This is a genomic window from Pantoea sp. GW821-FHT03E06 (assembly GCF_059420725.1).
Genome location: NZ_JBWKUG010000001.1, coordinates 2699191 through 2714810 on the forward strand (window position 1 = coordinate 2699191; position 15620 = coordinate 2714810).

The window sequence follows — 15620 nt, forward strand, 5'->3', positions numbered from 1 at the left end:
CAACTATCGAACTGGCAAAGTGAACTCTGTGTTAAATGACTGCAATGGGATCAAAACCCAAAAAGTAGTGCTAAACAGCGGTACTGCTATCCGGTGCGCATCAATGCGCACCCTACAAAACCATCATCAAATGCTGAGTCAAGGTAGGGTCGCCGTTAATGGCGACCGGTTTTATCCATTACTGATTACGATTTAATGGCGAAATACGGCATAGCCACCTGCTCACCATTAATGACGACGGAAATAAATCCCTTCGGCTCACGCGTATCCACCTGTTCCGGCTTCAGCGCGCGCGATGCCAGCAGCAAATCGCCCTGCTCGTTGCCACCGACGCCCGCTTTACCATTGTGCAGGCTAAAGCGCTGCGGAGCCTGCTGGGTGCCGCTCCCCGGTGCGCCTTTGTCCATCACGGCATCCACACGCGCACAGCGACCGGTCAGGAAGCGATCCTTGGCGGTACTTTTAATCAGCACCGCGGTGGTCGGCGTCCAGCCCGCCAGCTTGACGAATACTTTGGTGTCGGTCTCGGTGCGTGGCTCAATACGCACCTCAACCACAGGCGAGCTGCCTTCGGCTGACCAGCTGGCTTCAGCTTTGCTCTTCTTGCGCTGCAGATGGATTACCGCGCGTCCACCCGTGCCTTTGCCGTCGATAACATCCATCAGCGGCTGATTAGTGGTGCCGTTGCTGAACTGCGACTGGCCAAATACTTCGATTTCCCAGCTATCGCCCACCGTCGGCGAATAGAAGTTGCCCAACTCAAACCAGGTTTCCTGATTGGTGTTGTTGGTCAGACGGAATCGCGAAGTGATGTAGTTGTATTTCAGGCTGCCATCAATCGCCACGCCGTAAGATTCAACGCGCGTCGAGCCCATCTCCCAGATGTTCAGCCAGCGATCGCCTTCAAGCGAGTTATCAATCCAGCTGCCCGACTGCAAGTTGGTCTGACGCATATTCAGGCGCGAGTTGCGTGCATTAAGCGGGTTCTTACAATCCTCGATGCTCAGCGCATCAATAATCCACTGTCCGTTCGAGATATCGCCAGGGAAATCACTGTGCTCAATCCAGCCGTTATGAATGATCGATTGGCTGCAGCGCGGCAGATTCAGCACCATGCCGCCTTTACAGTGCTGAGCATTGAAGTTAGAGAGCTCAATCGCGGTGCTGTGATCCCAGGCTCCCGCCTTTTGTCCTGACCAGCTGGCTTTAATCACATCACCCGTACAGGCGTTGGCGTACCACTGATCGATTTTGCAATCCAGCGTATCCAGCAGGCTGAGCGAAACACCGCCGACCTGATTGAAGCGCAGGCAGGCACCGCGGAAGAACTGGCCACCCGGGCAGGTATTGCGGAACAAGCCCTGCTTGTTGGGACGCTTATCGTTGTTACCGTTGAAGTTGAGGTTGGAGATTTCGGTCCAGCGCGCATTCACCTGGAACAAAAATTCAGAACGTCCATCCGAGACCAGCGTGGTCGCCGGGAAGTATCCGAAGTTGACCATGGCGCCGGAAATGCGGAAAAAGCGACGTCCTTCGTCACCAAAATCACATTCGGTGACGAAGAAGGTCCCCGCCGGGAACTGCACGCAGATTTGCTGGCTGGCATCAATCGACCATTGGTACATGGCTTTAATTGCTGGTGCCGTATCGGTTTTGCCATCGGCAATCGCACCGAAATCAAACAGCGTCAGGCGGTTAAAATCTTCTACCACGCGGCGCCAGGTAAACCCGTTGCCGCTGAAGTTCACGCCGCCATCATCTTTGCCATCGCCGAAGGTGCCAACGAATTCGCCGCCGCCCACTTCCAGCCCTTCGTGCCAGCTTTTCAGCTTAATTTTGGCACCGGCGAACAGCGGACGCGTTTTGCGCAGCTCTTCGACCGACGGGATTTCACCAATCAGCTGATAGCCGTTCGGCTGCGCCAGACGCTGGCTGAAGTTGCTCTGATTAGGGCGTGAGACATCGCTGATGGAAAACAGCGTATTGCCCTGATTATCTTCCACCACCATTGAGTGAGCAGGATCGGCAATTAACGCGGCGTTATCATGAATAAATTGCGCAAAGTTGCCCTTATTCAGTGCGATAGGCTGGCTGATTTGTGACACTTTGCCATTGGCGTCGCGCAGGAAAACCGGGATTTGATTACCGGACTGACTGGCATCGCTACCCGCCTTACCAATCCACAGTTTGCCTTCAAAGTTCTGCCAGAACTGTGGCGGCATGGTGTAAACGTTTTCTGGCGTTAAAATCGGTACATCGCCCGGCGGTACGCTAGAGGGATCGACCGCTTTTAAGGCCGGTTGGCCGCTTTTTGCGGCGTAGCTGGAAAACGCACTCACCGAGAGCGCGGCAACAATGGAGGAGGCTGCGGTCTGCAAGACTTCTCTTCTTTTCATGCTTCAATTCCCGTGGTTATACGGCCAAAAAGGATTCCCGAGGCACGATAGTTGTCGCTAAACAAGCGCGAGCCAGCTCTGTTTGATCTGGTTACCGTCAAACTTGAGCGCGGTTTCTTTGGTTTTTTCACTCATCGCGTAGAACAGAGCATCATCACTGGCCAACTGTTCCATGCGCTTTAAGAACTGGGTTTTGTCATTCATCGGCACCAGGAAACCATCTTCACCATGATTGATGATCTCCTGCGGGCCGGTTGGGCAATCGTATGCCACCACCGGCAGCGACCAGGATTTCGCTTCCAGCAGCACCAGCGGCAAGCCTTCGTAGCGCGAGGTCATCAGCGCCATGTCGCTTTCGCGATAGTAATCGTTGATATTGCTGACTTTGCCAACAAAGTTGACGCTGTTGGTGATCCCCAACGCCGCAGCCTGGTCGTGCAGCTGCTGACGCAGTTCACCGTCACCGGCAATCACCAGCGTCCACTCTGGATGTTTCTTGCTGAAATCCGCCCAGATATCCAGCAGCAGGTCGAATCCTTTCTGGTTATCAAGACGCCCCACCGCTAATGCCTGGCGGCTGCGCGTCTGGCGCTGAAACGCCTTATAAACCACAGGATTGGGGATTTGCTGGCTGGCGATGTTCCAGCGATTAAACACCTGATGATCTTTGTCGGTTAAGACGATCACCTGGTCGTAATAGCGCAGCATCAGCCATTTCAGCAACTTGATTGGCTTGCTGAAGGAGTTAATCGCGATATGTTCGCAGGCATAGGCTTTAAAACGCTTTTTCTTCAGCGCCATCAGGTTCCAGAACGCAAACATCACGCTCAGGCGGCCCATACTGATCAGAAATACGCTGTCGAAGCCTTCCTGATGAATACTAGCGACGGCGCTTTTAATCGGGTTGCTGTGGCCTTCAAAGCTGACAATCTTCTTCACCCGTTCAAACGGATAAAAGGTTTTGCCGCTGCCTTCCAGCGAGTAAATGGTGACGTCATGCTGTTCGCCGAGGCACTCAGACATAAAGTTGCAGATGTTTTCCGTGCCCGCATACGAGTAGGCATCTTTAATCACCAAAACGATCTTTTTCATTAATCCTTTCCACCTCAAACGACTGTTTAATTGAGACCCAAATCATTCGTGCTGCAACAAGGCGGCAAGTGCGACCATCCCCCGGAGCTTACTTCAGTAAGTGACTGGGGTGGACGTGCGCGGCCAACGCAGTTGCAGCGTGAAGGATGCCGGGTATCAACGATGCTTCAGAGCGAAAAGAACCCCGTTCACCATGTACCACGTGTAATAGTAATATACTTTTAACGGATTGTTTTTATAGATAATTCTTAATAGTTCGAGGTGCCACTTCGCCGCTTTATTCTTGTTACGTGATAGGGAATCACCCAGCTCGTAATAGTTGACCAGGATGTTCTGGATCACGCGGGCTTGTTTGTAGCGCTGGAACAATTCATAGAGGAACAGGAAATCTTCGTGACCTTTACGCTGGAAGAAGATGCCCTGAGGAGGACGGCGGAAACACACCGATGAGAAGCACACGCGATACTGCTTCTTCACGAAGTTTTCCTGCTGCAGGTAGGGTTTGCTGTAAGTAATGTCGTGATCGGCGGTTTTGGTTTTGTAGTGATAGTGCGTAATCACAAAATCGTCGCCAGCGGCGATGGCCGCAGCCTGCTCCGCCAGCTTTTCCACGTGCCATTCATCATCGCTGTCAAGAAACGCGATGATCTCTTCTTTTGCCGCGCGCAGCCCAACGTTACGGGTCTCGGCGGCACCAAGATTCATCTCATTATCCAGGATGGTGATACGCGTGTCCTGACAGTGTTCACGCACCAGAGCAAGTGAATCATCGGTCGATTTGTCGTTGATCAGGTAAAGATGCCAGTCGCTGTAGGTCTGGTTGCTGATCGACTCAACCGCGCGCAATACGGTATTCCGCGCGTTATACATCGGCATCACAATACCGATGGTGCCAACATGATTTGTCATTTATCTACCCGGAGTTTCAGGAACCAAAAAATTGCCCCCGTTATGGGAGCAAGTGAAAGTCAAATAAGTGAATCAGGAAACGGCTCTTCTACCCGTGAAGCGTGACTTGACCTTATCGAGCAGGCGATTCATGAAGTAAGCGCGATTGTCACGATTGGTCAGAAAGAAGTAGCGCGCGAAACTGAGGCTGGCCTGCAGCGATTTGCCATCCATCTTGTAGCGCAGCGGTAGCTTGAATGCCTTATAAGTATGGATATCGCGCGTGGTCAGATGCGGCTTCATGGTATCGAGCCAGAAGAACGAGTATTTCACCGACTCGCCTTTGTGCTTGGAACCAAATTTGGTCACCAGATGGTACGTTGCCAGCGGCTTGTCGATCATCACGAAGTCATAACCCATGCGGTCGGCACGAATACAGAAATCGTAATCCTGATGGCGGATATAACGCGCATCAAACTGGATTTTCGCTGCATCCTCACGCTTCAACACAATGGTGCTGGTCTGGATAAAGCCATAACAGCCAAACAGATACTCAGCCACGGTTTCGTTTTTACCGGGCGGTTGCATCGGCATCACCTTGAGGAAGCTGCCATCCTGATGGATGTTCACCTGACTAAAGATGACGTAGCGTGACTTGCCCTGCGCCTCGAGCCTGGCGATGGTTTCACTGACTACCCGCAGTTTATCGGGATGCCACTCATCATCGGCATCAAGGAAGCTGATAAAATCGCCCGTTGCCAATTCGATGCCTTTATTACGGGCACCCGCGCCGTTGAGTTTCACCTCAGACAGCTCAAGTTTGATATCCAGATCCTGATAACGCTCGCCGCGTACTACCTGCGCCAGTTCGGCTGCATCAGCCGATTTGTCATCCACAATGATGACTTCAAAATTGCGATAGGTTTGCGCTTTGACGCAATCAAGCGTCGTAACAATCGATTTCGACGCGTTATACGCGGGAATTACAATTGAGAAGCGGATGTCCTGCATTGCCAGCACCTCTTAAACAGCTGTTCCAGATTCAACGGTATCGCGTTCGGCCCCGAGAAAGGAATCGGCTTTGCTCTGAAAAATCATGCCGTTAGTATCTTTTCTCATTAGGACTTTACGTACCATCACGGGAATACCTAAGACTGTGCTGTGTGTATGTGTTTGGGCACAAAATGCACCCGATAAAAATTGCACCGGTCGCCCTGTATGGCGCCTCTACAAGACGTAGAGTGCGCATTATTGCGCACCTGGCGTAAAGCGTCTTTGCCATAAAAAAGGGGCGGTAAACCGCCCCCTTTGTTTACTGCTTAGCTTTTGGTTTCTTTGCCGTATTCGTAGTTGTAGTAGTCGTAGCCATAACCATAGGCATTCGACGCTTTACGTACGACGGCGTTAAGGATGACGCCTTTGATCTCGATGCCATTCTGCGCAAAGCGCTTGTAGCTGACATCCAGTTCTTTACTGGTGTTGGTTTCGAAACGCGCCACCATCAGCGAAGTGCCGGCCAGCTTACCGATGATAGAGGCATCGGTGACGGCCAGAATCGGCGGCGTATCAATCAATACCAGGTCATAGTTTTTGCTCGCCCAATCCAGCAGCTCACTCATACGACGGTGCATCAACAGCTCAGACGGGTTCGGCGGTACCTGACCACGCGGCAGGAAGTCGAAGCCGTAAACGCCTTTCTGAATCATCGCAGGCGAGAACTCGCTTTTACCTGACAGCACGTTTGACAGACCCGATTTGTTATCCGCACCCAGCAGTTCGTGGGTATAGCCGCGGCGCATATCACCATCAATGAACAGCACGCGCTGACCCGCTTTTGATACCAGCGTTGCCAGGTTGGCACAGATAAAGGTTTTACCAATACCTGGGCTTGCACCGGTGATCATCAGGATGTTGTTTTTCGCTTCCATCATGGCGAAGTGCAGGCTGGTACGCAGGCTACGAATCGCTTCAATTGACAGATCGGTGGGATTACCCAACGCCAGCAGCGTATTGTGCGGGTCACTTTTCTCTTTATGACCGCGACGCGCCAACGCTTCGGTATCTTTCTTACGTTGCCATTCAGAGAGCGGTACGCTGGCATAGACGTTCATGCCCAGCTCTTCCAGCTGCTCTGGATTTTCGATGCCGTGGTGGAACAGCGCTTTCAGCAGAATCAGACCTACAGAGAGCATCAAGCCGAGAATCAAGCTAGCAGCGATGATCAGCGGCTTCTTCGGTGCCACCGGGCTACCGGCCGTTTCGGCGCCATCGATAATACGCACATCACCGACGGTGCTGGCTTTACTGATGCCCAGCTCCTGCTGACGATTCAGCAGCTGCATGTAGATTTCCTGACCTGACTGCACATCACGCGTCAGACGCAGAATCTCTTGCTGAGTTTGTGGCATACCTGAAATGCGTTTATTCAGTTTTGCCTGCTCATCTTCCAGCGTTTTGCGTTTTTCCAGCAGGGCGCGGTACGTTGGGTGATCTTTGGTGAACAGCTGGGAAACTTCCGCTTCTTTGAAGGTCAGTTCGTTCAGCTGGCTCTGCACGCTCACAGAAGAGTCGAGTGCCGATTTGGCTTCCAGCGACATATCCACTGACTCATTCTGACGACGGAACGTATTCAGCTTATCTTCAGCCTCATCCAGGTTGCTACGCACCTGTGGCAGCTGAGTGCGCAGGAACTCAAGGCTCTTCTCTGCCTGCTCTGATTTGCGCTCAACGTTCTGCAGCAGATAGTTGTTAACGATCTGGTTCAGTACGCGGCTAGCCTGCTCTGGATCTTCATCCTGATACTCCAGACCAAGGACGCCGGTGGTTTTGCCTTTATCCGCCACGGTCAGTGCACCCAGAACGTTTTTAATCGCCTGCAGTTCGCTGAGTTTCGTTACGTTGAAGCTGGTGCCTTCGTCCGCCTGAATACCACTGACCAACATGGTTACGTCGCCGTGGTTTTCCAGTTGTCCAACCCGACCTTTAAACAGCTCGTCGCCATTGTTGGTGACGGTGTAGGTTTCTGGGCCAGTCACTTCCAGCTGCACGGTGCGTTTGTCGATAGACTGCGGAATTTCCAGACGTGAGATAGCGATTTGCGCCGGTTTGTTGCCCATCAGGCGCGACATACCTTTACCAATCACCGGGAAGTACTTTTGCTGCACCACCGTGTCCAGACCGAGGTCGGCAACCGTTTTACCAATTACCATGCGGGATTCAACAATCTGAATCTCGGTATCGGAAGCTGGCGTCGTCGGCAATACATCCTGCAGCTCGTTCAGAACCGAGGCGGTGTTCTTCTGCTCAACCTGCACCATGGCATCGGCGCTGTAGATTGGCGTGGCAAACAGTGTGTAGAGGGTCGCCACCAACATAAAGAATGCGGTAACGGCAACAATGATCCAGCGATGATCAATCAGCTGTCCCACAAGATGCGCCAGATCCCATCCATTCGAATCTTCCTTTGGCGCGGTCATAACCTTGTTTTTGATATTCATGGATAATCCCAACTATCGGCTTAATACGTTGACCCATTTCTGGGTAGCGTTTTCCAGTAACCCGTAGACCTCTTCAAAGGCCTCGCGACTTTTTTTGTACGGATCCGCAATTTCCTGTTGGTTGAGCCAGTGCCCAAGCAGCATGGTTTTTCCGCGTGCGGCTGGATCGATGCGATTCACCTGCTCAACATGACGCTTTTCCATCACCAGAATCAGGTCAAAGTCACGGCACATGCTGGCCGTTAACTGTTGTGCCTGATGGCCCTCGAGCGACACGCCGTGTTCGGCGGCCACATCAAGCGCGGTCTGATCGGCCGGATAACCTTTCAGAGCGCCCAGCCCTGCAGAAGCAACCCGGATATTCGGAAGTGCGCGTTTGAACAGACGCTCCCCGGTAGGGGAGCGGCAAATGTTGCCGACGCAGACGACTAACACGGACTTAATCATGGCGAAACCTTAGTTACCCCAGGTGCGGAAACGGAGTGCCGCGGAGCTGGCGTCGTCTACACCGACGATGGTCGGCAGCAGACCTGAAATCACACGGTTCCAACGGGTAATTGGGGTGGCGGTGACGTAGACGATGTCGTACGGCTCCAGTTGGAATTCGGTACCCATCACCATGGATGCCGCATCTTTCGTGTTCAGCTGATAGATGTTGGCAATCTTAGTGCGATTGGCGCCGCGAATCGGACGAATTACGAACACGCCGGTAGCATCAGAGGTGGTCTGATCCATACCCTGCGAGTTGCCCAGTGCTTCAGCCAGCGTCATGCCGCTGCGGTCCATCTTCAGCGTTGACTGCTGCTTCACTTCACCCATCACGAAGACTTTCAGGTCATCGTTACGAGGTACGTAAAGGATATCGCCCGGATAAAGCAGGTGGTTCTGGCTCAGGTCGCCGTTTTGCATCAGCGCCTGCAGCGAAATACGTTGTTCTTTACCGTTGTGCGTCAGCACCACGTTGCGCCAGTCAGCGTCGGCGGCTAAGCCACCTGCGGCGTTCACGGCATCCAGTACGGTCAGCGGTACGTTGGTGATCGGCTGTTGTCCCGACGTCGTCACAGAACCGGTGATGTAGGCTTTCTGCGAACGGAACGAGGCGACGTTGACGTCAACCTGCGGGCTCTCGATGAACTGTGCCAGACGGCGCGCCATCTCGGTGCGGACCTCTGTCACGGTACGACCGGCTACGCGCACTTTACCGATATACGGGTAGAAGATGCTGCCATCGGCCTGTACCCAGTTACCGGTGTCGCTGGCGCTACGGTACTGACCGGCTGGGGTGGTCAGCTCGGGGTGATCCCAAACGGTGACGTTAAGCACGTCGCCCACACCGATGCGATATTCATAGCTTTGGATTTCATTTTGCAGCAGCGGGTTAGCCTGCGCGACCAACGGCTTCGGACGCATCTGCTCAACCAGACGCGGCGTGAGCGGGAAGACGTTTACATATTTGTCGATGTCATAGTTGCTATCCTGTTGCTCAATGACATCTTTTCCACTGGTGGAAAGGTGAGAACCCGGCTCAATGGTACATCCGGAGAGAAAAGTCGCGGATACCAGTAAAGGTATCAATTTAGTTTTCATTATCATCTGATTCTTCGCTATCAGTTAATGATTGATAGAGGCGAAATCGCCCGCTGTGTAAGCGTCTTACAAAAAATTAATGTGACGGGTTAAACACTGAAACTGTGGGTCATTATTATGCGCTCCCTTGGTTTTATGTTGTCACCGTGCCATAAGACGACATCAATTAAAGTGGGTAATTCATCAGCCGGCAAATAACCCGTTTGATCAGGCGCATTGACGGCAGTTGTTTTTATAACGACACGCCCAGCGCCGGCAGTTTATAGGCGAGGACGCCACATCCGTCCCCTGCCCCGCTGTCTATCAATAGGCGCCATCGCGTTTGAGTACTACGCCAACCGTCTTGAACAGAATCGCAATATCGTTCCACAGCGACCAGTTCTTGACATACCACGAGTCGAAATAGACGCGCGTTTCATAGTCAACGTCGTTACGACCGCTAACCTGCCACAATCCCGTCATGCCTGGTTTCGCCATCAGGTAATAATCGACATCACCGGCATAACGGCAGAGTTCATCTTCAATCACCGGGCGAGGGCCGACCAGGCTCATATCGCCACGTACCACGTTCCACAGCTGCGGCAGCTCATCCAGGCTGGTTTTACGGATGAAATGGCCGACTTTGGTAATGCGCGGATCGTTCTTCAGTTTGAAGTCTTTATCCCACTCGGCGCGCGCCACCGGATCGGTACGCAGTACCTCTTCCAGCACCTCTTTCGAGTTGATCACCATTGAGCGGAATTTCAGGCATTTGAATTTGCGGCCGTTGAGCCCCACACGTTCGTGACCATAGATAGGCGGTCCACCATCGCGACCCACCATAAAGCCAAGCACCAGTAACGCCGGGGACAACGCCAGGATGATGCTCAGCGCGCCAACGATATCGAAAGTGCGCTTGAGGAAACGCGAGGTGCGCTTCGCCAGGTTGTTATTCACACGCAGAATCATCACTTCATGGCTGAAGATATAGGCCATGTCAGTACCGTAAAGCGGGACACCGCGCAGCGTGGGGATCACCGATACGGAACGGCAATTATGCATGGCTAAGGTTTTCAGCCAGTGATCGCGATGTTGGCTCTGCTCAAACTCCACCGCGACGATGAATTGGGTTTCACTGTTGGTCAGCTGCCACAGCTCTTGCTCGTTGTGCAGCACCGGCACGCCCGAAATGCTGGCTTGTGGGCAGCTTTTGTCCACGTCGAAAAAGGCAATGACATCAAAGCCCATCACTTCTTCGCTCTGCAGTGCCTGCCAGGCTTCCTGTGCATTGCGGCTGCTACCGATAATGATGGTCTGCTTCTTCCACATGCCGTAATGATTCAGCACGCGCTTGGAGATGGCACGCGCCAGCGGCAGGAGAATCAGCGCCAGGATCCAGGTAGTGACCCAGACGAAGCGAGACATTTGCCATTGTGAAAGTGCTGAAATTGACAAATCAATGACAGAAAATATAAGAATGGTACGAAAGATCTCTTTAAGCTCGAACCAGAATGGCTTGCGGTAGGTATAATGACGCAGGCGAACCCAGAACCAGCCTACACAAATAACCGACAGCGCAATGTGCGTGGCTATTTTTAACTGCAGATATTTTTCAGATATATCTGCCAATGGTGAGTCGGTGAACGAATTAATCAGCGCCATAGCAATAAACAACGCCGCGTTGAAACAAATTAAATCCGAGCACGCCAGTAAAATTTTGGTCAGAAGACTTTTATATGTAATTTCGTTATCGCGCATATTTAACTCTTTTATATTATTTCTCTAATCCCTAACGCCTCAATGCTGTTTAATAAATGAGCGATATATTCACTGCATTCGTTGAGGCAATCTGCGGCAAATTCTCTGAGGCCAAACCAATTCTTACTTTAGTAAGCAAGAGAATTATGATTAATACCAACAGATTAGTCTGACTTCCCTTGCCACAGTGACAGACTTTATTACCGAGTAAAAACGCGCTTCAGGCACGCTACCGCCCTTGGCTGTCGCTGCCAATGCCGCTTTCATCATCCTATTTACAGCCTGTTTTATGCGGCATTTATGCGCTAATTACTGGCCGTGGTCCGCGTGCGATCACAATTCACAACATTAGGAGGCTGAAGAGCACGCTATTAACAACATTGGCGCAGACATTTACTAACACGTTGCTATACTAGTTATTACTGGCTTGTTTACAAGTAGGCCCCGTCTTCCCTGCACTATTTTAGGAAAAAGACTACCAGCGATAAGTATTGGTGCCAGCGCTTTCAGGCCATTCCCCGCTAAAATTCAGATTAATTCGATACTCCCCGCATCATTATTTTGCATTAAAAATGCACGTGCTTAGCTGCGGATAAGAAATAATAGTGGCCTTCACTTTGCTGCGTTGTTTATCCATACTTTCGTCTTATCTTTCGCGGACAACCAACATGAATATTGTGCATGCTTGACCTGTTGCGCGAATCCAACGCGCTGGCAGGTATTTGTGCCCTCTTCGACGATTCACTATCATCAGATAAAGCTCAACCCCTAGACATTAAGGTGATTAACACATGTTGGAGTGGATCGTTGATCCATCGCTCTGGGCTGGATTAGTAACGCTAATCGTTCTGGAGTTGGTATTGGGCATTGATAACCTGGTTTTCATTGCCATCCTCGTAGAAAAGTTGCCGCCGACGCTGCGCGATCGGGCGCGCATATTTGGCCTGCTGCTTGCGCTGATCTCGCGTTTAGCGCTCCTCGCCTCACTTTCCTGGCTGGTTACGCTGACTCAACCGCTGTTAACGCTGTGGCAACACGACTTCAGCGCGCGCGATCTGCTGCTGCTCGCCGGAGGATTCTTTCTTCTTTATAAAGCCACTACTGAGCTGAACAGCCGCCTTGAAGGCGGTGATGAAGAAACTGGTCAAAATAAGAACGGTGCTAAATTCTGGCCGGTGGTGGCGCAAATAGTGGTGCTGGATGCCATTTTCTCGCTGGATTCGGTGATCACGGCCGTTGGCATGGTGAATGAGCTGCCGGTGATGATGGCCGCCGTCACCGTCGCGATATTGCTGATGTTGCTGGCGAGCAAGCCGTTAACGCGTTTCATCAATGGCCATCCCACCATTGTGATTCTCTGCCTGAGTTTCCTGCTGATGATTGGTTTCAGCCTGGTGGCAGAAGGTGTGGGTTTCATTATTCCCAAGGGCTATCTCTACGCCGCTATCGGCTTCTCAATATTGATAGAGATCCTTAACCAGCTGGCAATTTTCAATCGCCGTCGTTATCTCTCTGCAGGCCGCCCGCTGCGCCAACGCACATCGGAAGCGGTGTTGCGCATTCTGCGTGGCGAGGCACAGCGCGCAGAACTGGATGCCGATACCGCTTCATTAGTGGGCGACAGCGAAGAAGGCGCGCTGTTTAATCGTCAGGAGCGGCGCATGATTGCGCGCGTGCTGGGACTGGGCCAGCGGCAGATTAATAGCATCATGACCTCGCGCCATGACGTTGAACACATCGACCTCAGCGAAGATCCCGCGGAGATTATGGCCAAGCTCGATCGTAATCAACATACGCGCATTCTTATTACCGAGCAGGGACGCGACCCGCTTGGCGTGGTACACGTCATTGATCTGCTTCATCAATCACTGCATAGCAAATCACTGGATTTACGCGCGTTGGTTCGCCAACCGTTGATCTTCCCTGAGCGCGTTACGCTGCTGCAAGCGCTGGAGCAGTTCCGCAATGCTCGTACTCATTTTGCCTTCGTGGTCGATGAGTTTGGATCGGTCGAAGGGGTGGTTACGCTGAGCGATCTCATGGAAACCATTGCGGGTAATCTGCCTATTGCAGGTGAAAAAGTGGACGCGCGCTACGATATACAGCCGCTGCCAGATGGGGGTTGGGTGGCGAATGGACATATGCCGCTGGAGGATTTAGCGGTTTATGTGCGCCTGCCGCTGGATGAGAAACGTAATTATCACACGCTGGCGGGATTACTGATGGATAGCCTGCAGCATGTGCCGCAGGAAGGGGAAGAGTTACAGATTGGCGATTATTTGCTGCGGACGCTGCAGGTGGAAAACCACCGCGTGCAGAAGGTAGAGATTGTGCCGGTGGCATCGATATAACAAGGTTGAATATTAGGTAGGGTGCGCATTAATGCGCACCAGGTCGCTACGAATGGCGCCCCTACAACATTCGCACCGGCCCGTTGTAGGGTGCGCATTAATGCGCACCAGGTCGCCATGAATGGCGCCCCTACAACATTCGCACCGGCCCATTGCAGGGTGCGCATTAATGCGCACCAGGTCGCCATGAATGGCAACTCTACGAATATTGTTACGGCTGCTTCGGCGGTTGCTGGCGATCCAGCCATTCATTCAGGCGGGATTTAGCTTGGTTCTGCAGCTGCTGACGCACCACATCATCCACCGGTAACGAATACTGCAAATTATTCCATCCGCCATACATGCGCAGCGGAATGGTTTGCTGATTCAACAAATTGGCGAGCTTATCGTCACCCTTCCAGCCGCGCAGCATCATATTGACGGTGACATCCAGCTGCTGTTTTACCAGATCGACACTGCCTTTAGTTTGTACCGCCAGGCGACTGTTGCCGCCTTGCAAGTCCGGCATGGAGATAATGCCCTGCTTAAGGCTGACTCTTCCGCTCAACTGCTGAATGCCCTGATCGTCAGGCTGATCGTTAGTTACGCGATTACTGACGCGCGCCACCGCACGACGCACCATCTGCTGCAGATTCAGCTGTGCCAGTTGTAGATTGGCCGCTTCCAGATCTGCACTGCCCTGCCAGTTGCGTTTGCCCTCTTCAATGCTCAAGCCTGCTCCGCTGAGATCGCCCTGCAGAGAAATGGTACCCTGCAAGGTTTCCGGCAACTCTAACGCTTTGAGCAATGGCGCAATCGCGATGTTCTCCAGTTCTGGTTGCAGCGTGACTTGCGTCACCGGATTGCGGATGTCGACCGTTCCCGGCAGAGAGAAATGGCCTTCACCGAATTTCCCCTGCAGCTTACTCAGCGTCATTAACCCCTGCTGATTGCTGGCGTCGATCTGTAAACTGGTGAGCGTTAAGCCGCGCCACACGCTGCTATCTGCGGTGAGGTTGAGCATCAGATCCATTTGATTAAGCGGCGAGTCACTGTTATCGCGCATGCGCGGCTCGGCGATCACCGGGGTCCGCATGACGCTGGCGTGCTGTGTGGCGCTGCTGTCAGTCGCGGGCGCGCTGGCCATCAAATTATCGAGATTTAACGTGGTGGCATGCAGCGCCAGATTGAGCTGCTGCGGTAATGCCAAACGCCCCTCAGCGTTGCCGTCTAGCGCACTGTCATTGGCGGTAAGCTGCATGTTTTGCAGTGAGAAGTGCTGGTTATCGCCGTTCCATTCGCCCTGAGCGCTCAAGGTCCCTTTAATCCCCTGCGGCGGTAGATTGGCACCGTCCAGCGCATAGTTCAGCTCACTCAACTGTCCAACCAGACGATGTGGATACTGCGCCACATTCATTTGCCCTTTGAGATTTACGCTGAAGTTGCGCTGGTTGCGCGAGACACGCGTAGCGAGTTCGATATTCGCCTGCTTGCTGGCATCCTGATCGAGGTTGAGATTGAGGTCGCGGAAGTTGTACTCATCGCCGCCCTGCTGTTGCCAAATCAGCAGGCTGTCTGCCAGACGCAGTTTGCCGATATTGAATGACCAGCCATTATTAACGCTACTGACCGGTTCCGCGTCGCTCGGCCCCACCGGCGCACCGCTTGGCTTCTGCGCGTCGCTTTCGGGCGTCACACGGATAATGGCATTTTTTAACATCACCTGGCTGACGCTGAGCTGATGTGATAACAGCGGCCAAAGATTGACATCCAGCCGCATATTATCGGCTGTCACCATTGGCTGTGTGGCACCGGGTGCGGTTAAGCTCATGCGCCCAGCAAGGATGCTCAGCTGCGGCCAGACATGCCAGCGCAGATCGCCGCTCACCTGAAGCTGATAACCACTGCGCTGCTCAACCTGCTGCACCATATAGGTACGAAAGTCGTTGGGATTGACCAGCAACACCAGTGCCGTCATGCCCGCTACGACCACCACTAACAGGATGGCCAGTGTTGTTATCACTCTTCTCATCAAATCCTCATTGCCTTGATACTTCAAGTTGCAGCAGCCTTGGCTGCGCTCGCTCATCCCA

Annotated in this window: 10 protein-coding genes; 1 reads left to right on the plus strand and 9 read right to left on the minus strand. The window is 52.7% G+C overall.

Annotation, left to right across the window (positions count from 1 at the left end; all coding sequences use genetic code 11):
• Positions 1-185: 185 nt before the first annotated feature.
• From AC07WB_RS12680 to wbaP, 8 genes are all read right to left on the minus strand, one after another.
• Entirely contained in the window at positions 186-2396 is a 2211-nt protein-coding gene (locus tag AC07WB_RS12680) for a phage tailspike protein (RefSeq protein ID WP_494940611.1), read from the minus strand.
• Between the two features lie 57 nt (positions 2397-2453).
• Positions 2454-3488, minus strand: coding sequence for a glycosyltransferase family 4 protein (locus AC07WB_RS12685; RefSeq protein WP_097096714.1), 1035 nt, complete (start codon positions 3486-3488; stop codon positions 2454-2456).
• A gap of 156 nt (positions 3489-3644) precedes the next feature.
• Complete coding sequence (locus AC07WB_RS12690) at positions 3645-4397, minus strand: glycosyltransferase family 2 protein (protein WP_097096712.1); 753 nt, start codon at positions 4395-4397, stop codon at positions 3645-3647.
• 72 nt (positions 4398-4469) lie between these two features.
• Entirely contained in the window at positions 4470-5387 is a 918-nt protein-coding gene (locus AC07WB_RS12695) for a glycosyltransferase family 2 protein (protein WP_400456416.1), read from the minus strand.
• 308 nt (positions 5388-5695) lie between these two features.
• Positions 5696-7873, minus strand: coding sequence for a tyrosine-protein kinase Wzc (gene wzc, locus AC07WB_RS12700; protein WP_345829025.1), 2178 nt, complete (start codon positions 7871-7873; stop codon positions 5696-5698).
• Positions 7874-7885: 12 nt separating this feature from the next.
• Positions 7886-8320 (minus strand): arsenate reductase/protein-tyrosine-phosphatase family protein, encoded by a 435-nt coding sequence (locus AC07WB_RS12705; protein WP_097096709.1) that lies wholly within the window; start codon positions 8318-8320, stop codon positions 7886-7888.
• A 9-nt stretch (positions 8321-8329) separates the two neighbouring features.
• The gene (locus tag AC07WB_RS12710) at positions 8330-9460 is read right to left on the minus strand and encodes a polysaccharide export protein (RefSeq protein ID WP_494940612.1); all 1131 of its coding nucleotides are present in this window, start codon (positions 9458-9460) and stop codon (positions 8330-8332) included.
• A 303-nt stretch (positions 9461-9763) separates the two neighbouring features.
• Complete coding sequence (gene wbaP / locus AC07WB_RS12715; protein ID WP_097096707.1) at positions 9764-11197, minus strand: undecaprenyl-phosphate galactose phosphotransferase WbaP; 1434 nt, start codon at positions 11195-11197, stop codon at positions 9764-9766.
• Positions 11198-11988: 791 nt separating this feature from the next.
• Here wbaP and AC07WB_RS12720 point away from each other — a divergent pair.
• Positions 11989-13548: a TerC family protein gene (locus tag AC07WB_RS12720; RefSeq protein ID WP_494940613.1), complete on the plus strand. Its 1560-nt coding sequence runs from the start codon at positions 11989-11991 to the stop codon at positions 13546-13548.
• A 211-nt stretch (positions 13549-13759) separates the two neighbouring features.
• Here the strand turns inward: AC07WB_RS12720 and asmA are convergent, their stop codons facing one another.
• Positions 13760-15559, minus strand: coding sequence for an outer membrane assembly protein AsmA (gene asmA / locus AC07WB_RS12725; protein WP_494940614.1), 1800 nt, complete (start codon positions 15557-15559; stop codon positions 13760-13762).
• Positions 15560-15620 lie beyond the last annotated feature (61 nt).